The organism is Arthrobacter sp. FW306-2-2C-D06B (assembly GCF_021789175.1).
Lineage (GTDB): Bacteria > Actinomycetota > Actinomycetes > Actinomycetales > Micrococcaceae > Arthrobacter.
The window spans coordinates 3,748,774-3,772,939 of sequence record NZ_CP084560.1 but is presented as its reverse complement, the minus strand read 5'-3'; the positions used below and the strand labels follow the sequence as shown (position 1 = coordinate 3,772,939).

Sequence of the window (24,166 nt, the reverse complement as noted above, 5' to 3'; positions counted from 1 at the left end):
GATGTTCTCATGGTCGAGGCTTTTCTTGTTGGCGGTGCCCGCACCCCTGTAGGCCGTTATGGCGGCGCGCTTTCCGCGGTCCGGCCGGATGACCTGGCAGCCCTTGTCGTGCGCGAAGCCGTGGCCCGTGCCGGCGTCGACCCCGACGCGATCGATGAAGTCATCCTGGGCAACGCCAACGGCGCTGGCGAGGAAAACCGCAACGTCGCCCGGATGGCCACCCTTCTGGCGGGACTGCCCCTCCACATCCCCGGCATCACGGTCAACCGCCTTTGTGCCTCCGGCATGAGCGCCATCATCATGGCCAGCCACATGATCAAGGCCGGTGCGGCGGACATCGTGGTGGCTGGCGGCGTCGAATCGATGAGCCGGGCCCCCTGGGTCCAGGAGAAGCCCACCACAGCCTTCGCCAAACCGGGCCAGATCTTCGACACGTCCATCGGCTGGCGCTTCGCCAACCCCCTCTTCAGCAAGGGCGAGCTGTCCCGCGGCGGGAAGATGACGTATTCCATGCCGGAAACTGCCGAGGAAGTCGCCCGGGTGGACGGCATTTCCCGGGAAGACGCCGATGCCTTCGCCGTCCGCTCGCACGAACGCGCGCTTGCTGCCATCGCCGGCGGTCGCTTCAAGGAAGAGATTGTCCCGGTCACAGTGAAGACCCGCAAGGGCGAAACCGTGGTGGATACCGACGAAGGCCCACGCGAGGGAACCACGATGGAGGTCCTCGCCGGGCTCCGTCCAGTGGTCGCCGGTGGCTCGGTTGTCACGGCGGGCAACTCCTCCTCGCTTAACGACGGCGCGTCGGCCATCATCGTCGCGTCCGAGGCCGCCATCGAAAAGTTCGGCCTCACTCCGCGGGCCCGGATCATCGACGGCGGCTCGGCCGGTTGCGAACCGGAAATCATGGGCATCGGACCAGTTCCGGCAACCCAGAAGATCCTGGGCCGTTCCGGACTCACGGTCGGCGACCTTGGCGCCGTCGAACTCAATGAAGCCTTCGCGACGCAATCGCTCGCGAGCATGCGGCGTCTGGGCCTGGATCCGGACATCGTGAACCTCGACGGCGGTGCGATCTCCCTGGGGCACCCGCTCGGTTCCAGCGGCTCACGTATCGCGATCACCTTGCTGGGCCGCATGGAGCGCGAGCTGGGCACCGCCGACCGTAAGATTGGCCTCGCGACGATGTGCATCGGCGTCGGGCAGGGCGCGGCCATTCTCCTGGAAGGCATGTAATGGCGTTGAACCCCGAGGAATTCGCAACCCTGCTCATCGAGGAACGCGAGGACCGCGTCACTGTCCTTCTGAACCGGCCCGAGGTCCGCAACGCGATCGACCAGCACATGGTGGACGAACTCCATCGGGTGTGCGATTACCTTGAACGCGAGCCGAAAATCCTGATCATTGCCGGCGTCGAAGGCGTTTTCGCATCGGGCGCAGATATCGGCCAGCTGAGGGAACGCCGCCGCGACGACGCCTTGCGCGGCATCAACTCCACCATCTTCGTGCGGATCGCGAAGCTGCCCATGCCCGTTATCGCGGCCTTGGACGGCTATTGCCTGGGCGGGGGTGCGGAACTCGCCTACGCCGCGGACTTCCGCATCGGTACGCCCAGCCTTCGCATCGGCAACCCGGAAACCGGGCTGGGCATCATGGCCGCCGCCGGGGCCACCTGGCGACTCAAGGAACTCGTGGGGGAGCCGATCGCCAAGGAGATCCTCCTTGCCGGCGCCGTCCTCCGCGCCGAGGAAGCCCTCCGCATCAATCTCATCACCCAGATCCATGAAGCCCCAGTGCTGATGGAAGCGGCCCACAACCTTGCTGACCGGATCGGCCGGCAGGATCCCCTGGCGGTGCGGATCACCAAGTCCGTGTTCCACGCTCCGGCCGAGGCGCACCCCGTGATCGACACTCTCGCCCAGGGCATGCTTTTCGAATCGCAAGCCAAGTTCGACCGCATGCAGGCGTTCCTCGACAAAAAGAACACCGACAAGAAGAGCGCCAAGCAATCCAGCGCCAAGCAATCCAGCGACACCCCAGACAGGACCCGAAAATGACGGCAACGTCCGCTATCCCGCATGTTGTCGGTGTCCTCGGCGGTGGCCGCATGGGGGCCGGCATCGCCCATGCTTTCCTGATCAAAGGTGCCACCGTGATCGTCGTCGAGCGCGACCACGAGTCCGCCGCAGGTGCGCAAGGTCGCGTCGCTGAGGCTGTGGCAAAGTCCGCTGCCCGAGGCACACTGACGGAGACCGCCGAAGAGACCTTGTCCCGGTTCAGCACCTCCACCGACTACGACTCCTTTGTCCATTGCGGGCTTGTCGTGGAAGCCGTGCCCGAGGACTACGAGCTCAAGGTTGCGGCCCTCAAGGCCGTGGAGGAACACCTCTCTGCTGACGCCTTCCTGGCCTCCAACACGTCGTCGCTCTCCGTGACGGGCCTCGCTTCGCAGCTCCGGAGGCCTGCCAATTTCGTTGGCCTGCACTTCTTCAACCCTGTCCCGGCTTCCACGCTCATCGAGGTGGTCTTGGCCAAGGAGACTTCGGCGGAGCTCGCCGCAGCGGCGAAAAGCTGGACCGGGGCACTCGGCAAGACCGCCGTCGTCGTCAATGACGCGCCCGGCTTCGCGTCCTCGCGGCTGGGCGTTGCGATCGCACTCGAGGCGATGCGAATGGTGGAAGAAGGCGTGGCCTCCGCGGAGGACATCGACGCGGCCATGGTGCTCGGCTACAAGCACCCGACGGGACCGCTTAGGACAACGGACATCGTGGGCCTGGACGTGCGACTGGGCATCGCCGAGTACCTGCACTCGACCCTGGGGGAGCGCTTCGCCCCGCCTCAGATCCTGCGCGACAAGGTCGCCCGCGGCGAGCTGGGCCGCAAAACCGGCAAGGGATTCTTCGACTGGGCTGACTAGCTGCCTTGTGTCCCCAACTGACTCGCATTTGTTGTCGTTTTCAGGCCCCATAACGACAACAAATGCGAGTCACTTGGGGGTCCAGCCTCGATCAAGGAGCACGGCACGGACTTTCGCGACGGCGGACCGTGCATCGTTGGCCATGTGCCGTTTGGAGATCCTCACCAAGTGCCAGCCCGCACGCGCGAAGTCCTCTTCGCGGGCGATGTCCCGGACTATCTGGGCCGGCTCGGAATGCGGCTCGCCGTCGTATTCGACCGCCACACGGTGTTCCGGATAGGCCAGATCCGGTTGACGTACGACGCCGGCACCTAGCTCAGTAGCTACGTTCAGTTGGGGTTCTGGCAGTCCGCCGTATTCAAGGGCCAGCCGGAGCCGCGTTTCGGGGGCGGAGTCTGAGCCGATCCGCGCCTGATCGAGGGCCAGCCGCGCTTTGCGGATCCCGGGAGTTCCTTTGTGCCGGTCCAGCATGTCGGCCAGTTGTTCCAATGTTGCGTACGGCTCTGTCCGGCCTTCCAACTCCGGCCGGGGGATCCGCACCAGATGGTCGGCCACAACGGTCAGTTCGTCAACACTCATCTTCCTGGACACATCTAGCCAGGTCCGGGTGCGCGTGGTGACCAGAAGCCCGTCAAGACTCGTGATTTCGTCGTCGAAGAACTGCCCCACATGCCCAATCACTCCTGTTCGTCGAGGAATGGCCATGGTGTCGGGACGCGAAATGTGGATGCGCGGATCATCGCTACGGGGGAGGAACCCAGGGAATGACCACAGAGCGAACGCCGTGGCGTGCGACGCTGCCGAGAACTCAGTCACCGCGGTGAAGGGCCGGACGAAACCGACGTCCGTCGCCTGCCCGGGAACCAATGCGTGGTCCGGAATTCGGATGCCCCGGCTAGGCGAGGGCAGCGATCGGTGCCGCAACCGCCTGAGGCTCACACCGGCGTCGACCGCTTCTTGAAAGGTGAACGGGGCGCAGGCCAGCAGCGCGGGCAAAGGTTGCGGGGTCCTCATCGCCCTATCGTTGCAAATCCTGGAACGCCATATTGAGTTATCCACAGGTAATCGCCCGCGAACCCCAACTGACTCGCATTTGTTGTCGTTTACAGGCCCCAAAACGACAACAAATGCGAGCTAGTTGTACTGCCCAGGGACATTGGTTGAAGTCGTGTGAGAACACGGCATAGATTTCCGGCATGACGAAGGCCTCCCGGTGTGGAGTGGAGCTGTCTAAGAACCGCTGCTCACCCAGGAGGCCTTCGTGTCCCACGCTAACGCAACACTGACCTCAAAAACCCGTTTGAAGCTCGCCAAATTGGTCGTCCACGAGCACTGGACGATCTCCGAGGCAGCGAAGATGTTCATGGTGTCCTGGCCCACGGCCAAGCGCTGGGTCCAGCGCTACCTCGACCACGGAGCCGCGGGCATGCAGGACAGGTCCTCACGGCCGCACCATAGCCCGGCCAGGACACCGCAGGCGTTGGTGAAACGCATCGTGGCACTTCGGTGGCGCAAACGACTGGGACCGGTGCAGATCGCCGGCAGGCTGGGAATCGCGGCGTCAACTGTTCACGCAGTCCTGGTCCGCTGCCGGATCAACAGGCTGCGCTACATCGACCGGGTGACCGGCGAACCAATCCGCCGCTATGAACACCAATCCCCGGGAGAGCTGCTCCACGTCGACGTCACCAAGTTCGGCAACATCCCCGACGGCGGAGGCCACCGATACCTCGGCCGGCAAGAAGGCGGGAAGAACTCCCGGGCCTCAGCCAGCCGCAACGGCCTGCCCCGCTCGGGCAAACACCCCCGCAACGGCACCGCCTACGTGCACACCGTCATCGATGACTACTCCCGGGTGGCCTACGCCGAGATCCACCACAACGAGAAGGCCGTAACCGCGATCGCCGTGCTGCGCCGCGCCGTGGCCTGGTTCGCCGACCGCGGCATCACCACCAAACGGGTGCTCTCCGACAACGGATCCGCCTACGTCTCCAAGGCCTGGACCCACGCCTGCGAGGAACTGGGCATCACACCGAAACGCACACGACCCTACCGGCCCCAAACCAACGGCAAGATCGAACGGTTCCACCGCACCCTCAACGACGGCTGGGCCTACGCCAAGTTCTACCCCACCGAAACAGCACGCCGCGACGCCCTACCGGCCTGGATCCACTACTACAATCACCACAGGCCCCACACCGCCACCGGGAACAAACCACCCCTCAGCCGGTTGACCAACCTCCCTGGGCAGTACAGCTAGTTGGGTCGGTTAGGCTGGCTGGGTGACTCTCATTGCACCCGTGACCCTGGACGGTCGCTTCGTAACCTTGGAACCCCTCAGCCCCGAGCACCACGACGGCCTTGTGGATGCCGCAAAAGACGGCGAGTTGTGGAAACTCTGGTACACCTCGGTCCCGACGCCGGAGGGAATGGCCGCGGAGATCGACCGCCGGCTCGGGCTGCAGGAGCAAGGATCCATGGTGCCGTTCGCGACCCGGTTGAAGGCGAACGGCAAGTTGATCGGCATGACCACTTACATGAACATCGACGCCGGCACTCCGCGGGTAGAGATCGGCTCCACCTGGAACGCTGCTTCGGCCCAGGGCAGCGGGAGCAACCCGGACTCCAAACTGCTGCTGCTTCGCCACGCTTTCGAAACCCTTGGCTGTCCTGCCGTCGAATTCCGTACGCACTGGCTCAACCACCAGTCCCGCGAGGCTATCGCCCGTCTGGGCGCCAAGCAGGACGGCGTGCTGCGCAACCACTCGCGGACTTCGGACGGAGTGCTCCGCGACACGGTGGTGTTCTCCATCCTCGAACACGAGTGGCCCGCTGTGCGCACCGGCCTCGAGTTCCGGCTCGATAAGCGGCCCTGAGCGCGAACGCGCACACGGCGCCGCGCGTTCGCGCCTCGCGCCCGCTACTTCTTGAGCGCGCTGTTGACGGCCGTGCGGTAGCCCTGGGAGTAGCCGGCATCATTGGGATGGAAGTTCTCCAAAGCGAGCTGCGGCGGATCCAGTGGCGATAGCTGGGTGTAGTGGATCCACGGATTGTTGGAACCGATGCCGTGCCCGGTGAACCGCTCCGTCACGCTCACGTACCCCACTCCTGCGGCGGAGGCGGCGCCAGCGATGGTCGCATTCAATTGGTCAGCCATTCCGTTCAGGGTGGTGGCCAACTGTTTCTGCGCGGGAGGCATCTTGGGGCCAACGGTGAACAAGCGCGGATAGCCGGTCAGCACGATGTCGGCGTGGGGTGCCTTCTGCCGGATGGACTGGACCATGGCCACGATGTTGCCGGGCAGTGCGGGCAATGCATTCGCCACGCCCTGCACGGCCGAAGCGCAGGCCAGGGCATCGGCGCTGGTGCAAGCCACCGCCACGGCTCCCGTGCCGACGTCGTTGCCGCCAACCGTCACCGAGACTTCGGTAGCGGACCCCAGAGCGATCGCAACCGGGTCGGCGGGAGACAGATTCTCCAGGCTTGCCTTGACGGCAAGCGATGTGGCGCCGAAGCAGCCCAGGTTCAGCCCGCCCAAAAGCGCAGCGTAACTGTCCAGGCTCTGATGGCAGCCCGGCGATGAGCCCGGAGCCGGACTGCTGCCGCCCGTGCCGGCGGCATAGGAATCGCCGAGTGCCACATAGACATCGGCGGGTTTCGCTGTGGTCGGATTCGCGTGGGCCGGTCCCGTTCCGAGTGCTGCCAGGAGTACGACGACGGCGGCGGCGCCCACCGGGCGGCCATACCGGCGTCGCGAATTAGCTGCTTGCATGATTGATATCCCCTCGTGTCGATCTGCAGTGCCGCTTGGCGGCGCGGGCTACCCCAGCCAGGCAGTCTTGCCGCCAGACTACGCGAGCCGGGCGTCCACGACTACGAAAAGTGGCCTGGTTTTTCCATTCGGTGTAGGTCCAACCGCCCTGCCAGACGACTACACTCTTGAAGGCAACACGTGCCGAAGATCCATTCCCCCGGAAGCAGTCCCTCATGGTCGAACAACTGATGGCGTTTGCGCTGACCTGCGTCGTCGTGGTCCTCGTTCCCGGCCCTGATTTTGCGCTTGTGCTGAAAAACGCACCCCGCGGACCCGGATCAGCGGCAACCACCGCCATCGGAATCATGGTCGGCAACACGATCCTTGCCCTTCTCGCCGTGCTTGGCGTCACCGCGCTCTTGGGTGCGTCGGAAGTCCTAGGCAACGCCATCAGGATCGCCGGTGCGGCGTACTTGCTCTATCTGGGAGCCCGCGCCCTGCTGGAGGCTTTCGGCCGCCCCCGCAGTCAAGCTATTACGGTTCCGCAACCCAGGCTTGGGTCCCGAGGTAACTCACCGTTCGTGCAGGGAATGGTCAGCAATCTGCTCAACCCGAAGGTCGCCGTCTTCTATCTGTCCCTTTTCCCCCAATTCAACCTCGCGCCGCTTCCCCCTCTGGGCCAGCACGCGTTGATGGCGGGCATCTTTCTGCTCACTGCGCTGGTTTGGTACGTCCTGCTGGTGCATGCGCTCAAGAGAATCTCCACGGCACTCGCCCGACCCCGGGCGAAGCGGATCATCACTGGCGGATCCGGCACGGTCCTGATCGGCGTCGGCGGGACGATCCTGACGAAGTCCCTCGCCTCAAGCTAACGGCACCCCCAACTAACTCGCATTTGTTGTCGTTATGAGGGCTCAAAACGACAACAAATGCGAGTTAGTTGGGTGGGCTGCCAGCTAACGGCCGCTAGTTGTACTGCCCAGGGACATTGGTTGAAGTCGTGTGAGAACACGGCATAGATTTCCGGCATGACGAAGGCCTCCCGGTGTGGAGTGGAGCTGTCTAAGAACCGCTGCTCACCCAGGAGGCCTTCGTGTCCCACGCTAACGCAACACTGACCTCAAAAACCCGTTTGAAGCTCGCCAAATTGGTCGTCCACGAGCACTGGACGATCTCCGAGGCAGCGAAGATGTTCATGGTGTCCTGGCCCACGGCCAAGCGCTGGGTCCAGCGCTACCTCGACCACGGAGCCGCGGGCATGCAGGACAGGTCCTCACGGCCGCACCATAGCCCGGCCAGGACACCGCAGGCGTTGGTGAAACGCATCGTGGCACTTCGGTGGCGCAAACGACTGGGACCGGTGCAGATCGCCGGCAGGCTGGGAATCGCGGCGTCAACTGTTCACGCAGTCCTGGTCCGCTGCCGGATCAACAGGCTGCGCTACATCGACCGGGTGACCGGCGAACCAATCCGCCGCTATGAACACCAATCCCCGGGAGAGCTGCTCCACGTCGACGTCACCAAGTTCGGCAACATCCCCGACGGCGGAGGCCACCGATACCTCGGCCGGCAAGAAGGCGGGAAGAACTCCCGGGCCTCAGCCAGCCGCAACGGCCTGCCCCGCTCGGGCAAACACCCCCGCAACGGCACCGCCTACGTGCACACCGTCATCGATGACTACTCCCGGGTGGCCTACGCCGAGATCCACCACAACGAGAAGGCCGTAACCGCGATCGCCGTGCTGCGCCGCGCCGTGGCCTGGTTCGCCGACCGCGGCATCACCACCAAACGGGTGCTCTCCGACAACGGATCCGCCTACGTCTCCAAGGCCTGGACCCACGCCTGCGAGGAACTGGGCATCACACCGAAACGCACACGACCCTACCGGCCCCAAACCAACGGCAAGATCGAACGGTTCCACCGCACCCTCAACGACGGCTGGGCCTACGCCAAGTTCTACCCCACCGAAACAGCACGCCGCGACGCCCTACCGGCCTGGATCCACTACTACAATCACCACAGGCCCCACACCGCCACCGGGAACAAACCACCCCTCAGCCGGTTGACCAACCTCCCTGGGCAGTACAGCTAGTTGGGTTGGTGGGCAGGAACAGCCAGTGCGGTGCGGACCGATGTCCAGGACTTCAGGACCTCCAGCACGTCCGGGTCGCGTTCGGTCAGGACGGCCTGTGCGTAGGATTCCTCAAGCAGAGCATCAACGGAAACGCGTGTTCCCGTGGAGGCGCTGAGCATGGCCGCCTCCACCATGGCCAGGCTCATGATGTTCTGGTGGACCTGGCCCATGGGAGTGCTCCCGGTGCGCAGGGCTACCACGAAGTCACGCAGCGAACCGGCGATCTCCTGGCCCGGGTCCTCCGAACCGGTTCCGGACGGAAGGAGCAACGAGGACGCAGGTTCGCTGTCGCCGTCCCACAGGACCGTGCCGTGTTCGCCGCTGATCCGCCATGCCGCGTTCCACGAGGTCTCCCGGCCCGGGCTGCACCAGCTCCCGGTGAACACGAAGCGTTCCCCGCCGGTCATTTCGAAGATTGCGGTGGCCCCTGCATCGCCGCGATACCAACTCCAGGACGGGTTGTATTCCTCGCAGAACACCGAGACAGGATCCGCGTCGAGGAGGAACCGGGCCATGTCGAACTGATGGATGGCCATGTCCAGCAGCAGCGGGTGGTCCATGGCATCCCGGAATCCGCCGAAATGCGGCGCCTTGAAGAACTCGGCGGAAACGATGCCCACGCTGCCTAAAGAAGCGGCGAGCCGTTTGGCTTCGAAAAGATGCCTGTTGTATCTGCGGGACTGGCTGACCATGAACAACTGGCCAGTAAGCTCCGACGCCGCGGCCAGCGACAGCCCTTGGACCACGTTGGACGCCACGGGCTTTTCGCCGAGCACCGGGAGCCCCGCCGCCAGCGCCTCGGAGGTCACCGGATGGTGAGCTAACGGAACGGTGACGTTGATGACCGCGTGGGCGCCGACGTCGGACGCCAACTGCGCGGTTCCAGTGCCTACCGGCAGATCGGGAAGCCCGATAGCCGCGGCGCCGGCGCGGGCGGCGTCAAGGTCCAGGTCGACGATGCCCGCGAGTTCCACGAGCGGCGACTCCTGCACCGTCCTAAGCCACGCACGGCCCATGCCCCCGGCTCCGACCACGACGACGCGAAGGGGAGTGCCGTCGTCGGGAATGGTGGCGAAAGGGGTACTCATGCGTTGGCTCCCTGGTAGCTCTTGCCGTTGAAGAAATCGTTGGTCTCATAGCGCAGGAGTTCGGGGTAGGCGCGCTCCGGCCGATCTGTGACTGCCCATTCGACGGCGTTCGAGATGACCCGGCGGACATCCTTGTGGTGGTAGACCGGGTAGTCCTGATCGCCGGGGCTGAAGAAGAAGATCTTGCCGTGGCCGCGGCGGAAGGTGCATCCCGAGCGGAAGACTTCCCCGCCGCTGAAGGAACTGATGAACACGAGCTCCTCGGGCGTCGGGATATCGAAGAACTCGCCGTACATTTCCTGCTGATCGATCACGATGGGGTGCGGAACGCCCTTCGCAATCGGATGGGTGGGGTCCACGGTCCAGACCAGTTCGCGGTCCTGCTCACTGCGCCAGCGCAATGTGCACGAGGTGCCCATGAGCTTGGTGAAGATCTTCGACCAGTGCCCGGAGTGCAGCACGATCAGGCCCATGCCGGACAGGACGTGGCGGTGCACGCGCTCGACGATCTCGTCGTCCACATCACCGTGGGACATGTGCCCCCACCACGTGAGGACATCCGTGTTGGCGAGGACTTCCTCGGTGAGGCCATGCTCGGGCTCGTCCAGGGTGGCGGTGCGGACGCTGGCCTTGGCGCCGAGGTTCTCCTCGATGCCGGCCTTCACGGCCCCGTGCATGCCGTCGGGGTAGAGGCGCGCCACCAGTTCGTCGCGCTTTTCGTGCCGGTTTTCGCTCCACACGGTGACGCGGATTGGCTTGCTGTCAGTCATGATTTTCTCCTTGAAGTTTGTGGTTCAGTGCCCGACGGCGGTGCGGTGCCGCCGGCGGCGCGCTGGGCACCGGCGGTACCGTGCCGGCGTCGAGGGCGGTCTATTTGACGGCGCCGCCGGTCGTACCGGCTGCGATGTACTTCTGCGCCGCGACCAGCAGGATGATGGCAGGAATGGAGGCGAGCACCGCCGTCGCCATGACGGAGCTCCAGTCGTTCACGTAGGCGCCGATGTACTGGAAAATTCCCAGGGTCACGGGCCGCACCGTCTCTGTGGTGGTCAGGGTCAGTGCGAACAGGAAGTCGCTCCAGGTGAACAGGAAGGTGAAGAGCCCCGCGGTGATGAGCGAGTTCCTGCTCAGCGGCACCACGATGGACCAAAACGCCCTCAAATGCCCTGCGCCGTCCACCCGGGCCGCCTCGATGACCGACGCCGGCATGCCGTTCATGAAGGCCCTGATGATGAGGATCGCGAACGGGATGCCATGGGCGGAATCTGCCAGGATCAGGCCCGGGATGGAATTGAGCAGGCCGAGATCGTTGTACGCCGTGTACAGCGCGTTGGCCACCACGATCCCCGGGATCATCTGGCTGATCAGGATCGCGAAGAGGACCACGCCGGCGCCCTTGACCTTGAAATAGGCCAAGGCGTAGGCCGCCGGCGCCGCGATGGCCAGGCTTAGTACTACGCTGCCCAGTGAGATCACCAGGCTGGTGACCAGGTTCCCTCCCTGTTCGCTGATGGCCGTGGCATAGCCCGTGAAGTCCGGCTTAAGCGGCAGCCACGATGTTTCCAACGTGGTGCCGTTGGGCTGCAACGAAGCGTTGATCATCCAGTACACGGGGAACAGCATGATCGCCAGGAAGAAGATGGCCAGGACCGTGTAGCCCCATTGTTTGCGTCCGGGTGCAGTCATGGTTTCCTCACTCATCGACGGACCGCCGGCTCGCACGCAGGTACAGGACCGCGAAGACCAGGGAAATGACCACCAGGACGTTGCCTAGGGCGGCGCCCTCGCCGAATTTGAACTCGTGGAAGGACAGGTCGTAGGACTGGGTGGCGATGGTCTGGGTCGAATTCGCCGGGCCACCGTTGGTCAGGCCCAGGATGATGTCCAGCACCTTCAGGGTGTAGACGACCCCGAGCACCAGAACCACGCTCACTACCGGACGAAGCATCGGCCAGGTGATGTGCCGGAACGCCTTCCAACCGGTGGCGCCGTCCAGGGAACCGGCTTCATAGAGCTCATCCGGGATTTCCTGGAGGCCGCCATAGAGGATGGTCAGATTGAACGGGATGCCGATCCAGATGTTCACTCCCACCACGGCGATCAGCGCGAGCGAGGTACTGGTGAGCCACGGAACGCCCGTATTCACGATGTGCAATTCGCCGAGGAAGCGGTTCAACGCTCCGCTGTCCTTGTCCAGGATCCATCTCCACACGGCACTGGACACGATGAGCGGCAGCAACCAGGGGAGCAGGAGCAGCGAGCGCAGGATTCCGTTGAGCGGGAACTTGCGTTGGAAGAAGATTGCCAGCGCAAGACCGATCACGAACTGGCCGAGTATGGATCCCAAGGTGAACAGGGCGGTGTTCACCAAAGACGTTGAAAACAACGACGACGACAGCACCTTCGCGTAGTTCGCCAACCCCACCCAGGGGGCCTCGCCCGTGAAGAACGTCGCTGTTGTGTAGTCCTGGAAGCTCATCACGATGTTCTTGACCACGGGGTAGCCGAAGAACAGCGCCATGTAGGTCACGGCAGGAACCAGGAACAGCCATTGGAAGAGGCGCTCGCGGCGTTTGCGGTTGCGCCTGCTGGGCCTTGCCTCCCCGCTCGGCGTGTTCTCCGACCCGGACTTTGCGCGCGCTTTGGTGCGCTGGCTGGCCCGCGACTTTGCCTGCGACAAATCAGTTGTGAGGGACATGTCCAGCCGCTTACTGGCCTTGGGCTTGCTTGAGGGCCTCGGCCGGGGAAGCCTTGCCTGTCAGCGCGGTCTGGATGGCGGTGTAGATCTTGGTCGCCTGCGCCGGCCATCCTTCTCCGAGCTCGCCGGTGCGGGCCCGGGCGGTCTTGATGAGATCGGTGAAGGTGGCGAGCTTGGGGTTGTCAGTGGCGAATTTCGCGGCCAACGTGGTCTTGGAAGGGATCGTGTTGCGGACCTTGGCCATCGCCAGCTGGTTTTCGTCGCTGTTCATGCAGGCCACCACTTCCGCGGCTTTGGCCTGGCGGGCCTTATTGCCTGTTTGCGGGACGGTCCACACTTCGCCGCCAAGCGGGGCAACGGCTGTCTGACTGGAGTCACGGACCGGAATCTTGACGACGCCGTACTGCAGAGTGGTGTTCTTGTCGAGCGCCGGAATCTGCCAGGGGCCGTTGACCATCATGGCCGCCTTGCCTGCCATGAACTGGTCCTTGACGTCTGCTTGCGTCCAGTTCAGCGCCGACGACGACACGGATCCGTCCTTGACGAGGTCGGTCCAGAGCTGGAGGGCCTGGGCGGTCGCGGGGGTGTTGATGTTCTTCTCGTCACCACCGTTGGACCACATGACAGGCAGGAACTGCCATGTGCCCTCATAGGTGGGGTTGGCGTTGAAAGCCAGGCCATACTGCTCGCCCGAGGTGAGCTTGGTGGCCGCAGCCTTCAGCTCGTCCCAGGTGGTGGGCGGGGTGATGCCGGCCTTGGCCAGAATGTCCTTGTTGTAGAAGAGGGCGATCGTGTTCACCGTGGGGGCGAGTCCATACACCTTGTCCTTGTAGGTACCGGCGCTCAGGACGCCGGGCGCGAAATCGGCGGTGCTGATGTTGAAATCGGCCAAGGGCGCCAGCGCTCCAGTGGCCGCAATCTGCTGCAGGTCCGGATTGTCGAGCATGAGCACATCCGGCAGCGTCTTGGAGGAGGACTGCTGGAGCACCTTGGAGATCAACGACTTACCCGGCACGGTTTCGCGTTTGATCGTCACGCCGGCCTTGGTGCCGCAGGCGGTCAGGGCGTCGCCGATGAAGGACTTGTCCGGCTCGTTGTTGTAATAGTCCATCACGGAGACTTCCTTCACGGCGTCCGTGGAGGAAGCGGAGGCAGTGGTACCGCAGCCCGAGATGGCGAGTGGTAGGCCGACCAGTGCTGCCACGGCCAGGGCGAGCGGGCGGCGTGTCCTGATAGCTGACTTCATTGTCTGTCCTTTGTTGGTGGGAAAAGGGGGCGGTGCGTTTGGTGATGGGAAGCGAAGCGAATTCGTCGATGCGTATCGACGATGCTGAAACGAAGGGAGATGGAGCTGAAACGAAAGGATATGGAGCTGAAACGAGAGGACGGGCGCGGCGAATCAGGGGTGGCGATTTACTGCGGACGGAGGGTGCTGGATCGGTGCGTGATGACCGTGGGTACCAACTCCAGGGATTCGTGTGGTCCGTGGGAGTCGGTTTCGAGGAGCTGGCACATGATTTTGACCGCCCGCCGGGATACTTCCGCCGGGCGCAGATCGATGGTGGAGAGCGGTATGGGTTGGAGTTCGGCAAGGGTAGGGGAGGCGCTTCCGATAACTGAAACGTCCAACCCCAATGTCAGGCCACGCGTGCCCAAATCGCGGCGCAGAATGTCCTGGATGGTGCGGTCGGGGGCGATGAAGGCCGGCTTGCCCGTGGTGCTGGCGAGGGCCTTGTCCACCGATTCGGAGATGGTGGCACGGTCCGTCCCGCCGGGAAGGTGGAGTACGGTCACGCCGAGGGCTTTGGCCGCGACATCCGTGCCATGCAAGAACCGGTCGACGTAGTTCACGTGCCGGTTCATCACCGCGGGCTGCCAGTCAATGACGGAAATCACGGAGTGGCCCGCGGCAACAAGATCCCGGACGCAGTGCTCACCCGCCATTTCGAAGTCGGCGTCGATGCAGACCAGGCCCGACGGATCGCGAGGGATCCCGATCAAAACCACCGGGACGTTCAGGCTGCGCGCCACAGGGAGGCGCTCGTCTTCGTCCTCAACCTGCATGAGGATCAGGCCGTCGCAGATCTGCTGCCCGACGACGCGGCGCAGCCCGGCGGCGCCTTCGTCGTCGGTGACCAAGAGAATGTCGTGGTCGAATTGGCGGGCCGTGCTGGCAATCACCGAGACGAATTCCATGATCGATCCCATTTCCAGTTCCGGGATGAACGGAATGACCAAGCCGATGACCCTGGTTTTGCGGCTTGCCAAGGCTCTGGCGCCCGCATTGGGCTGGTACGTCAACTGGTCAATGGCGGCCTCGACCTTTTTCCGGGTCTTCTCGGAAATGGGCCGCTTGCCGCTGAGCACATACGAAACGGTGCTTTGGGCTACGCCGGCGGCCTGGGCGACATCCTTGCTCGTGGGCACGTTCCAGGCCTCCTTGCCGGGTCCAGTGGTCTTGGTCTGATGTCTGGTGCTGTGTCGTCGATACGCATCGTCGATGCGTATCGAGAAAAAGTATGACATAACTCACGTAAGACGCACAAGACCCCGATCCCCGTCTCTTTCACGATCCTCGCTCACATATACCGCCTTTTCCTTCAACCCTCGCTCACCTATGACCGTCTTTCCCCCAACCCTCGCTCACCTATCTCGTCGTGTGGTTAGCTGTCCGGTATGGATGGGATCTCAACCGCCGCCAAGCAGCGGGGCGTCCATTGGGACGGCGCGGTGAACGCCTGGCACATCGCCGGAGGCGTGTATCGGATGGGCCGGCGCGAATGGCTCACCGAAGCTGGTTGGCAGCAAATGTACGACGCCGGCATCCGCACCGTTATCGATCTGCGGACCCTTCGCGAGCAGCAGCCAAGGGAGGTCGATCCCAAGGTTTCAACGGAGGCGACCGCACGATTCGACATCGTCCATTGCCCCACCGAAGACCCGGAGGACAAAGAGTTCACCGAGCGCTTTGGTCCGTACCTGAAGGACCCTGCCCACTATGCCGACTATGTGCGGCTCTTCCCTGACAGGCTCGCCGCGGTTTTCAAAGCCATTTCCGCGGCACCCGGCGGGGTGGTGGTGCACTGCGCGGCCGGGCGCGACCGTAGCGGGATCATCGCCGTGATGCTGCAGAACCTGGCAGGAGCGAGCGACGAGGAAATCGTGCGGGGTTACCAGCAGGGAATGCGTGGAATCAACGAGCGCCACCGTCACCACCGCGCCCCGCACGCCCATGATCCCTTTCTCGAGGAAGACGCCCTTGAAGCGATGTTGGCATCACGCAGCGTGAGCCTATTGGAATTCGCGCATTCCTTGGACACGGTTGCCTTCCTGGGAGCGAACGGCGTCTCCGAGGCGGAAGTCGCCGCTGTTCGAGCCAAGCTCCACGCTCCGGCGCGGTAGAAGCGGAAGGTGGCCACGCGCCGTCGTGACCTTCTTTGATTTCGGAAAGCGCTTGCGACACGGCGAGTCGCAACTTCCGGGCGTCAAAACGCGTCAAAGAAGGTCAGGAAGGACGCAACCCCAGGGGGCATCTAGTGTGCAGATCGGGGCTCTCATGTATTCTGGGGATATTACCGAACGGCCGGTCAGTAATTTGCGGCCGTTCAATCCATTTCGTGCCCGTGCCTTGGAAGGACCCGTCGACGATGACCAGTACCGCAGTCGCTCCGGAAGCCACAACCGTTGAAACCGTGCCCAGTTTCGTCCAGGGCGAGTGGTGGACCCCCAGGGCCGACGCCTCCGTAGGCGTGCCCGTCCGCGACGCCAGCACGGGCGAGATCCTCGCAACGGTCAACACCGACGGACTGGACCTTGCCGGCGTCGTGAACTACGGCCGCACGGTGGGCCAGCGAGAGCTCGGCAAGCTCACCTTCCACCAGCGCGCCCTCAAACTCAAGGAACTGGCCCAGTACCTCAACGGCCGCCGCGAGGAGTTCTACACGTCCTCCTTCAAGACCGGCGCCACCAAGATCGACTCGATGGTAGACATCGACGGCGGCATCGGCGTCCTCTTCACCTTCGGTTCCAAGGGCCGCCGCGAACTGCCGAACTCGCAGGTTGTGGTGGACGGACCCATGGAAATCCTGTCCAAGGACGGCTCCTTCGCCGGCGAGCACATCTACACCCGCATTCCGGGCGTCGCGGCGCAGATCAACGCCTTCAACTTCCCCGTGTGGGGCATGCTCGAGAAGTTCGCGCCAGCATTCATCGCCGGCGTCCCCACCATCGTCAAGCCAGCCACCCCCACCGGCTACGTTGCCGCCGTCGTGGTCAAGGCGATCGTCGAGTCGGGCATCCTGCCGGAAGGTTCGCTGCAGCTCATCTCGGGATCGGCCCGCACCCTGCTGGACCACCTTGACTACCGCGACCTCCTCGCGTTCACCGGCTCCGCCTCCACCGCCAACTCGCTGAAGTCCCACGTCAACGTGGTCCAGGGCGGCGTCCGCTTCACCTCCGAAACCGACTCGCTCAACGCCGCGATCCTCGGCCCAGACGCCGTGCCCGGCACCCCCGAGTTCGACGCCTTCATCAAGTCGGTCGTCACCGAAATGACCGTCAAGGCCGGCCAGAAGTGCACCTCTATCCGCCGCACCATCGTGCCCCAGGCCCTGGTGGCCGACGTCGTCTCGGCCATCGGCGCGCGCGTCGACGAGCGCGTCGTGGTCGGTGACCCCCGCGCAGAGGGCGTCACGATGGGCGCCCTCGCATCGCTCGAGCAGCTTGCCGACGTTCGCGCCGCAGTGCAGTCAATGCTCGACGCCGGTGGCGAGCTTGCGTACGGAACGCTCGATTCGCCGTCGGTCACCTCGCTCGACGGCACCGTGGGTGTCGTGGAGGGCGGCGCGTTCATGTCGCCCGTCGTCCTGAGCTGGGCCGACGTCGACTCGGAAGCTGTCCACTCGCTCGAGGCTTTCGGTCCGGTGTCGTCCGTGATCGGCTATGCGGACCTCGACGACGCCGTCCGTCTCGCCGCGCGCGGTGGCGGCTCCCTCGTGGCCTCCGTATGCACCAACGATCCTGCTGTTGCCCGGGAATTGGTGACCGGAATCGCGGCGCACCACGGCCGAGTCCTGATGCTCAACCGCGAGGACGCCCGTTCGTCCACCGGGCATGGTTCGCCTGTCCCGCACCTGGTCCACGGCGGACCCGGCCGCGCCGGTGGCGGCGAGGAACTCGGTGGTATCCGCTCCGTCATGCACCACATGCAGCGCACCGCCATCCAGGGCTCGCCGAACATGCTCAGTGCTGTGACCGGCGTCTGGCACACCGGCGCGGACCGCAACTTCACCGTGGAGACGGAAGGAACGCACCCGTTCCGGAAGTCGCTTGCGACTCTGCGGATCGGCGACGCCGTGCGGTCCGGACTGCGGCAGGTCACCCTGGACGACATCACCGCCTTCGCCGACTCCACCGGCGACACCTTCTACGCACACACCAACCAGGAAGCGGCCGAAGCAAACCCGTTCTTCCCGGGAATCGTGGCGCACGGGTACTTGCTGCTCAGCTGGGCCGCCGGGCTGTTCGTGGAACCCGCGCCGGGCCCCGTCTTGGCCAACTACGGCCTGGAGAACCTGCGCTTCATCACCCCGGTGGCTGCCGGGGATTCGATCCGCGTCACGCTCACGGCCAAGAAGATCACGCCCCGCGAGACTGACGAATACGGCGAAGTAGCCTGGGACGCCGTGCTGACCAACCAGAACGACGAAATCGTCGCCACCTACGACGTCCTGACCCTCGTGGAGAAGTAACCCCCTTCCGACGCTCGCTCACATATACCGGGGTTTGGCCGGACGCTCGCTCACGTATATCGGGGTTTGGCCGGACGCTCGCTCACATATACCGGGGTTTGGCCGGACGCTCGCTCACATATACCGGGGTTTGGCCGGACGCTCGCTCACGTATATCGGGGTTTGGCCGGACGCTCGCTCACGTATGAACTGCAGGCACGGAACGCTCGCCATCTGCGGGGAGCGTTCCGTGCCTGAGGAGTTCTATTGCCCTGGGGCGCGGTATGTCGGAGACTTCTTGGCAGCTTCGTCGAGATCCTCAACCGTCATGAGCGGCTTCAAATGCAGGCGCACTGCGCCAGTCGCATTGATCATGAGTGAGAGGGCGGCGGCGCTAGCCGCATCCGGGATTTCAAAGACTCCGACGACGTCGGTCTCACCGAACGCGTAGTAGAAACATTCGAGCGATCCTTCGACGGATTTGAGTGCATCGACCACGGCATCGCGGCGCTTGGTGCCGCCCTCGCGCAACAGCCCCTTGATTCCGTCGCCCACGTAGTTGGCTTCGAACAGATATTTGGTCATTGTCTTCCCGTCCCGTGATGTCCAGGACTCGGGCCTCCTCAGGTGCTCCCATCACCCGTTGAGGGAAGGTCCCGGAGTTGTTCCCCTGCGAGGGGGCTGTGCACATATTAGGCCGCCGTCGTCGCCCAGACAACGGTTTAGGCTAACGCACGCTCTCAAGGTCTTTCCGATCCCGCCCGGCGTAAGATTTTTTGCGTAGGAGGTGGCGAAATGAACCTAGCACTCAGAACAGCCACAACCGTCTTGCCCGTCGACGACGTGGACCGAGCCCGCAGTTTTTACGCGGAGAAACTCGGCCTCCCTCATCGCGGCATGACCTGGGATGGAAATGATTTGTTCGGCATCGACGGCGGTCCCATGCTGCAGTTGATGCCCATCAAGGACGGCATGCACTCATCGCACACTGCCCTTTCCTTTGAAGTCAGTGACATCGAGCGGACAGTCGACGAAATGGAGGCGAGCGGCGTCGAATTCCGGGATTACGACCTCCCGGATCTCAAGACAGAACACCACATTTGCACTACGGACGCCGACCGTTGCGCTTGGTTCATGGACACGGAAAACAACATCCTCTGCGTCCATGAAAGCCTAGGGATCCAGGCCGAATACCAGCTCTGAAAACACTCACGAACGCGCCACAGAACGCTCGCTCACCTTTTTGTGAGCGAGCGTTCTGTCAAGTGGCCGTATATGTGAGCGGGCGTTGGGGAGGGTGCCGTTTATGTGAGCCGGCGTTGAGGGAGGGTGCCGTTTATGTGAGCCGGCGTTGGGGGGAGGGTGCCGTATATGTGAGCGGGCGTCGCAGGGGGAGGGCAGGGACGGAGGGGAACGAACCTACGCCGAGGCGTGGAGGCCGTCGAACGCCATGGTGATGACGTCGTCGGCCAGGCGCTGCGGGGAGAGTGAGCCGCCCGGCTTGTACCACTCCACGATCGAGTTGATGGTGCCGAACAGGAGCCGGGTCACGGTGCGCGGATCGATGTCCTGGCGCAGCGTGCCCTCTTCGCGGGCAGCCGAGATCAGCGCGGCCACCTTGTGGTCGAAGGCACGACGCCGTTCCAGCGCATCACGCTCGATGTCCGTATTGCCGCGGAGACGCAGGAGCAGCGTGACGAACGGCAGGCGCTCCACCAGTACGGCGATGGTCTGCCGCAGGACAAATTCCAGGCGGGCATCTGCTGCCCCGGTCACAGCCTCGGGCTGTTCCAGGATGGCCTCGAGCCCACCCAACGCGTGCTCCAGGGCGAGCTTCAGGAGGTCGCCCTTGGAAGGCACGTGGTGGTAGATGGCCGACTTTGAGATCCCGAGGTTTTCGGCCAGAATGCCCATGGACGTGGCATCGTAACCGTGGCGGTTGAAGACGTCGACGGCGATGAGCAGCACTGATTGCTGGTCGTATCCGGGGCGTCCCCGCTTGGTTACTGTTTCACTAGGCATGCTGGCCATTTTCTCATGAACGTTCGGTTGATTCGCGCATCCGCCCGGCCACGTTACCTCTTGGGTCGCATGTCGTAGACGCGGCGCAGCTTGCCGTTGGAGCGCTCAAGCGAACCCGGCTCCACGACGTCCACCACGCACGAAGAACCCACGTGGATCTTGATCTGCTCGCGCAAGGCGTGTGCCGCCGTCGTGCCCGCCTCGACGGAAACGTTCTCGCGCCGCTCAATCTTGACCGTCAGCGAATCCATGCGCTTGCCCTCGGGGCGGGTGAGTTCGAGCTGGAAGTGCGGGCTGAGTTCGGGGATGCGCAGGGCAATTTCCTCGATCTGCGAGGGGAAGAGGTTCACGCCGCGCAGGATGATCATGTCGTCGCTGCGTCCGGTGATGCGGCCCATGCGGCGGTGCGCGGGGCGGGCCGTGCCGGGCAGCAGGCGGGTGAGGTCCTTGGTGCGGTACCGGATGATCGGCAGCGCTTCCTTGGTGAGCGAGGTGAAGACGAGTTCGCCCGGTTCACCGTCGGCCAGCACGGCACTTTCCCCGCGGGAGGGGTCGAACGGATCGATGATCTCAGGGCGGAAGTGGTCTTCCCAGATGTGGCAGCCGTCCTGGGTCTCCACGGCTTCGCCGGCAACGCCCGGACCCATGACCTCGGAGAGCCCGTAGATGTCGCAGGCTTTGATATCCATGGTGGTCTCGAGCTCGTGCCGCATTTCCTCGGTCCACGGTTCGGCTCCGAGCACCGCGTACTTGAGCGAGGTCGACGCCGGATCGACACCCATGTGCGCCATGGCGTCGGCGATGGTGAGCAGGTAAGTCGGCGTTGCCAGGATGGCGTCCGGCTTGAAGTCCTGGATCAGCTGGATCTGGCGTTCGGTCTGGCCGCCCGACATCGGGATGACAGTGCACCCCAGCGCTTCGGCACCCGCGTGGGCGCCCAGGCCGCCGGTGAACAGGCCGTAGCCGTAGGCGTTGTGGACCTTCATGCCGGGGCGGACCCCGGAAGCACGGAGCGAGCGGGCCACCAGGGTCGCCCAGTTGGCGAGGTCGTTTTTGGTGTACCCGACGACGGTCGGCCGGCCTGTGGTGCCTGAGCTCGCGTGGATGCGGGCGACTTCGGCCTGCGGCACGGCGAACATGCCGAAGGGGTATTCCTGGCGGAGGTCTTCCTTGGTGGTGTACGGGAACTTGCCGAGATCGGACAGTTCGCGGAGATCGGAAGGGTGGACGCCGGCGTCGTCGAACTTGCGCTTGTACAGCGGGACGCGATCGTAGGCGTAGGCCACGGTGTGCTGGAGGCGACTGAGCTGCAGGGCCTCGAGCTCGTCGCGGGAAATGGTTTCTTCGCGGTCCAGCTGTGCGGTGTTAAGCGGTGCGTCGGGAGCGGCGACGGTGTTCTGTGTCATGGTCTTCCTACTTCTTGGAGATGGTGCGGCTGCGGCCACGGAACTCGGCGATGAGCTCGCCGTAGCTGCCCGGAACTTCGGTCGACCCGCCGGCGGCAGGTTCGCTTGCGTCGGCCGCGAAGATTTGGATGTCGTACAGGCCGCTGCGGCCGTTGTGGGCGCGACGGTTCGCGACGGCGGTGATCACCTGGCCTTGATAGGCCGGCTTGAGGAAGTTGATGTCGACGCCGGCGGCGACAGTTATGGTGTCCGCTTCCGACGGCGAGGGGTTGGCCGGGTTGCAGGCCAGGGCAAACGCTGAATCAGCGAAGGCGAAGATCATTCCGCCGTGGGCCATTCCGAAGCCGTTGAGCATTTCCTGCCGGAGCTTCATGCGGACGGTGGCGTGGCCGTCGTCGACCTTGAGCACCTCCAGGCCCATCCACTCGGAGGCGTAGTCGTTCTTGAGGATCTGGTGCTGCGCTGCGCCAGAAAGGGTGGTCTCAACCATGCGTCGTTGCCTCCAGCTTTATTTACCGAATGTTCATTAGGTAATCCCAGTTTGCTTGAACTGTCAAGGGGTGACCGCTCGGCGGGACGGATCCGGACCCCCAAAAACCCCGACGTAGTAGCCTCGTGGCATGCCGCTTATCGAACTCCCCATCAGGACTCCGAGGCTTGTGCTTCGCAGATTCGAGGCCACCGACCTGGAGCGATTCCACGCCTACCAGTCACTGCCCGAGACTGCGCGATTCCTGCTCAGGCAGGAATTGACCCTTACGCAGTCCATGGAAGCGCTGGGCCGCTACGCCAACTTCACCTTCGAGCAAGAGGGCGACTGGGTGTGCCTCGCCATAGAGCGGGCGGACTCGCCGGGGCTGCTTGGCGAAGTGGTGCTCAAATGGCTGCCGGGCACGGGACAGGCCGAAATCGGCTGGATCCTGGCTCCGGGCAGCCGAGGGCAGGGCTACGCCGCCGAGGCGGCCAACGCCGTTCTCCGTCTGGGTTTTGAGACCCTCATGTTCCACCGGATCGACGCCAAGCTCGATGCCCTCAACACGTCGTCGTCGGGATTGTGCGAGCGGCTTGGGATGCGCCGCGAAGCCGAGCTCGTGGACAACTGGCACTACAAGGGCCAATGGTCCACTGAAGTCATCTACGCGATGCTCGACTCCGAGTGGCGCGCCCGGAAGTAGCCCCTCGGCCACGGCGCCGATGGAACTTGTTACCCGCCAGAAACAAGCCACATCCATTCGCTGAAACATTTGTTCCATAGCGTGGAGGTCACGGGACGATTGTGTCCCGATTGAACCGGAGGCATCCCGATATGGAGATCACTATGAGCATCAGCACTCAGGAACAGGCCGCCGCCCGCCCCTCGCGCAGGGCAGTCATGGCGGGCATTTCCTCGCTCGGCCTGCTGGCGTTGGCCGGCTGCGGTACCGGCTCGGCAGCCACCTCGTCGGGCACTCCGTCCGCGGCCTCGTTCGGAACTCTCGAAGTCCAGCTGTCCTGGTTGAAGAACTCGGAGTTCGCCGGCGAGTACTTCGCCGACTCCAAGGGCTACTACAAGGCAGCCGGCTTCGAGAAGGTCAACCTGATTGCCGGTGGCCCCGGCGGTGCGTCTGCGGAGACCATGGTGCTCTCAGGCAAGGCGCTGGTTGGCACGTCCTCGCCTGTGGGCGTTGCCCCGGTCATCCTCAATGAGGGCGCTCCGCTGAAGATCATCGGCTCTACCTACCAAAAGAACCCTTTCACCATCGTCTCGCTCGCCACGAAGCCGATCACCAAGCCCGAGGACCTGATCGGCAAGAAGATCGGGGTGCAGGCCGGCGTGAACGAGACACTGTTTGATGCCCTCCTGAAGGTCAACAAGATCGACGCCGGCAAGGTCACCAAGGTGCCGGTCCAATACGATCCCCAGCCCCTGACCAACGGGGATGTCGACGGCTTTTTCGCCTACCTGACCAACGAAGTCCTCACGCTGGAGCTCGGCGGACACAAGACGACGGTGTTGCCGTTCGCCGACAACGGCCTGCCGTTCATTGCCGAGAGCTTCGTGGCAACAGAGGACGCCATCAAGAACAAGCGCGCGGAGCTGAAGGCCTTTCTGGCCGCTTCCATCAAGGGTTGGAAGGACGCCGTAGCCGACGCAGCGGAGTCGGCGCGTCTCGCAGTGGAGGTCTACGGTAAGGAGCTTGGCCTGAGCGTAGCCAAGGAAAAGGGCCAGGCCGAAGCCCAGAACACCAAGCTCATCGTCAGCGATGAAACCAAGGCGAATGGTCTTTTCACGGTTTCAGATGCGCTGATGGCCAAGAACATCGAGATCCTCAAGCTGGCCGGCTACGACACCACGGCGGACAAGATCTTCGACATGAGCCTCCTTGGCGAGGTCTACAAGGAAAACCCGGGCCTCAAGTAGGACCCGGGGCAAGGACTGCA

General features: G+C 63.9%; 24 protein-coding genes. 12 read left to right on the top strand and 12 right to left on the bottom strand.

Translation table 11 applies throughout. The features are described from left to right. The first annotated feature begins 9 nt into the window (after window positions 1–9). Genes LFT47_RS17565 through LFT47_RS17555 form a run of 3 tightly spaced genes read left to right on the top strand, consistent with a single transcriptional unit; the run spans window position 10 to window position 2,914 of the window. Complete coding sequence (locus LFT47_RS17565; protein ID WP_236812650.1) at window positions 10–1,233, top strand: thiolase family protein; 1,224 nt, start codon at window positions 10–12, stop codon at window positions 1,231–1,233. After that, window positions 1,233–2,054: an enoyl-CoA hydratase/isomerase family protein gene (locus LFT47_RS17560; RefSeq protein WP_236812648.1), complete on the top strand. Its 822-nt coding sequence runs from the start codon at window positions 1,233–1,235 to the stop codon at window positions 2,052–2,054. Before LFT47_RS17565 ends, LFT47_RS17560 begins: the two co-directional genes overlap by 1 nt. Next, window positions 2,051–2,914 (top strand): 3-hydroxyacyl-CoA dehydrogenase family protein, encoded by an 864-nt coding sequence (locus LFT47_RS17555; RefSeq protein WP_236812646.1) that lies wholly within the window; start codon window positions 2,051–2,053, stop codon window positions 2,912–2,914. Before LFT47_RS17560 ends, LFT47_RS17555 begins: the two co-directional genes overlap by 4 nt. A gap of 69 nt (window positions 2,915–2,983) precedes the next feature. Here the strand turns inward: LFT47_RS17555 and LFT47_RS17550 are convergent, their stop codons facing one another. Further along, complete coding sequence (locus LFT47_RS17550; RefSeq protein ID WP_236812644.1) at window positions 2,984–3,928, bottom strand: endonuclease domain-containing protein; 945 nt, start codon at window positions 3,926–3,928, stop codon at window positions 2,984–2,986. Between the two features lie 247 nt (window positions 3,929–4,175). On the opposite strand from LFT47_RS17550, the gene LFT47_RS17545 reads away from it, so the two are divergent. Continuing rightward, entirely contained in the window at window positions 4,176–5,174 is a 999-nt protein-coding gene (locus tag LFT47_RS17545; RefSeq protein WP_236812636.1) for an IS481 family transposase, read from the top strand. Between the two features lie 22 nt (window positions 5,175–5,196). Further along, on the top strand, window positions 5,197–5,790 hold the full coding sequence (locus tag LFT47_RS17540; protein WP_236812642.1) for a GNAT family N-acetyltransferase: 594 nt from the start codon (window positions 5,197–5,199) through the stop codon (window positions 5,788–5,790). Window positions 5,791–5,834: 44 nt separating this feature from the next. Here the strand turns inward: LFT47_RS17540 and LFT47_RS17535 are convergent, their stop codons facing one another. Beyond that, complete coding sequence (locus LFT47_RS17535; protein WP_236812640.1) at window positions 5,835–6,686, bottom strand: SGNH/GDSL hydrolase family protein; 852 nt, start codon at window positions 6,684–6,686, stop codon at window positions 5,835–5,837. A 215-nt stretch (window positions 6,687–6,901) separates the two neighbouring features. On the opposite strand from LFT47_RS17535, the gene LFT47_RS17530 reads away from it, so the two are divergent. Further along, window positions 6,902–7,540: a LysE family translocator gene (locus tag LFT47_RS17530; RefSeq protein ID WP_236812638.1), complete on the top strand. Its 639-nt coding sequence runs from the start codon at window positions 6,902–6,904 to the stop codon at window positions 7,538–7,540. Between the two features lie 221 nt (window positions 7,541–7,761). Then, entirely contained in the window at window positions 7,762–8,760 is a 999-nt protein-coding gene (locus tag LFT47_RS17525) for an IS481 family transposase (RefSeq protein ID WP_236812636.1), read from the top strand. On the opposite strand, the gene LFT47_RS17520 is transcribed toward LFT47_RS17525, so the two are convergent. The 6 genes from LFT47_RS17520 to LFT47_RS17495 form a co-directional block, all read right to left on the bottom strand. After that, on the bottom strand, window positions 8,757–9,890 hold the full coding sequence (locus LFT47_RS17520) for a Gfo/Idh/MocA family protein (protein WP_236812634.1): 1,134 nt from the start codon (window positions 9,888–9,890) through the stop codon (window positions 8,757–8,759). The genes LFT47_RS17525 and LFT47_RS17520 overlap by 4 nt on opposite strands. Next, on the bottom strand, window positions 9,887–10,660 hold the full coding sequence (locus LFT47_RS17515; RefSeq protein ID WP_236812632.1) for a ThuA domain-containing protein: 774 nt from the start codon (window positions 10,658–10,660) through the stop codon (window positions 9,887–9,889). Before LFT47_RS17515 ends, LFT47_RS17520 begins: the two co-directional genes overlap by 4 nt. Before the next feature lie 100 nt (window positions 10,661–10,760). Next, complete coding sequence (locus LFT47_RS17510; RefSeq protein ID WP_236812630.1) at window positions 10,761–11,576, bottom strand: carbohydrate ABC transporter permease; 816 nt, start codon at window positions 11,574–11,576, stop codon at window positions 10,761–10,763. A 7-nt stretch (window positions 11,577–11,583) separates the two neighbouring features. After that, a complete protein-coding gene (locus LFT47_RS17505) occupies window positions 11,584–12,588 on the bottom strand; it encodes a carbohydrate ABC transporter permease (RefSeq protein WP_236812628.1) in 1,005 nt (334 codons plus the stop codon). A gap of 10 nt (window positions 12,589–12,598) precedes the next feature. Further along, on the bottom strand, window positions 12,599–13,834 hold the full coding sequence (locus LFT47_RS17500) for a sugar ABC transporter substrate-binding protein (RefSeq protein WP_236812626.1): 1,236 nt from the start codon (window positions 13,832–13,834) through the stop codon (window positions 12,599–12,601). Between the two features lie 167 nt (window positions 13,835–14,001). Then, complete coding sequence (locus tag LFT47_RS17495; RefSeq protein ID WP_236812624.1) at window positions 14,002–15,015, bottom strand: LacI family DNA-binding transcriptional regulator; 1,014 nt, start codon at window positions 15,013–15,015, stop codon at window positions 14,002–14,004. A 249-nt stretch (window positions 15,016–15,264) separates the two neighbouring features. Here LFT47_RS17495 and LFT47_RS17490 point away from each other — a divergent pair, with 249 nt between their 5' ends. After that, complete coding sequence (locus tag LFT47_RS17490; RefSeq protein ID WP_236812622.1) at window positions 15,265–15,990, top strand: tyrosine-protein phosphatase; 726 nt, start codon at window positions 15,265–15,267, stop codon at window positions 15,988–15,990. 245 nt (window positions 15,991–16,235) lie between these two features. After that, on the top strand, window positions 16,236–18,338 hold the full coding sequence (gene paaZ, locus LFT47_RS17485; protein ID WP_236812620.1) for a phenylacetic acid degradation bifunctional protein PaaZ: 2,103 nt from the start codon (window positions 16,236–16,238) through the stop codon (window positions 18,336–18,338). A gap of 243 nt (window positions 18,339–18,581) precedes the next feature. Here the strand turns inward: paaZ and LFT47_RS17480 are convergent, their stop codons facing one another. Then, window positions 18,582–18,902: a GYD domain-containing protein gene (locus LFT47_RS17480; RefSeq protein WP_236812618.1), complete on the bottom strand. Its 321-nt coding sequence runs from the start codon at window positions 18,900–18,902 to the stop codon at window positions 18,582–18,584. A gap of 210 nt (window positions 18,903–19,112) precedes the next feature. On the opposite strand from LFT47_RS17480, the gene LFT47_RS17475 reads away from it, so the two are divergent. Beyond that, window positions 19,113–19,520 carry a VOC family protein gene (locus LFT47_RS17475; protein WP_236812616.1) on the top strand — a complete coding sequence of 136 codons (408 nt, stop codon included), beginning with the start codon at window positions 19,113–19,115 and terminating at the stop codon, window positions 19,518–19,520. 216 nt (window positions 19,521–19,736) lie between these two features. On the opposite strand, the gene LFT47_RS17470 is transcribed toward LFT47_RS17475, so the two are convergent. The 3 genes from LFT47_RS17470 to LFT47_RS17460 are packed head-to-tail and all read right to left on the bottom strand — an operon-like array spanning window position 19,737 to window position 22,235. Beyond that, window positions 19,737–20,339: a TetR/AcrR family transcriptional regulator gene (locus LFT47_RS17470; RefSeq protein ID WP_236812614.1), complete on the bottom strand. Its 603-nt coding sequence runs from the start codon at window positions 20,337–20,339 to the stop codon at window positions 19,737–19,739. Between the two features lie 53 nt (window positions 20,340–20,392). Then, entirely contained in the window at window positions 20,393–21,745 is a 1,353-nt protein-coding gene (gene paaK, locus LFT47_RS17465) for a phenylacetate--CoA ligase PaaK (protein ID WP_236812612.1), read from the bottom strand. Window positions 21,746–21,752: 7 nt separating this feature from the next. Further along, complete coding sequence (locus tag LFT47_RS17460) at window positions 21,753–22,235, bottom strand: hotdog fold thioesterase (protein WP_236812610.1); 483 nt, start codon at window positions 22,233–22,235, stop codon at window positions 21,753–21,755. Window positions 22,236–22,365: 130 nt separating this feature from the next. On the opposite strand from LFT47_RS17460, the gene LFT47_RS17455 reads away from it, so the two are divergent. Beyond that, the gene (locus LFT47_RS17455) at window positions 22,366–22,920 is read left to right on the top strand and encodes a GNAT family N-acetyltransferase (protein ID WP_236812608.1); all 555 of its coding nucleotides are present in this window, start codon (window positions 22,366–22,368) and stop codon (window positions 22,918–22,920) included. 143 nt (window positions 22,921–23,063) lie between these two features. Further along, window positions 23,064–24,146 carry an ABC transporter substrate-binding protein gene (locus LFT47_RS17450; RefSeq protein ID WP_236812606.1) on the top strand — a complete coding sequence of 361 codons (1,083 nt, stop codon included), beginning with the start codon at window positions 23,064–23,066 and terminating at the stop codon, window positions 24,144–24,146. The last annotated feature ends 20 nt before the right edge of the window (window positions 24,147–24,166 follow it).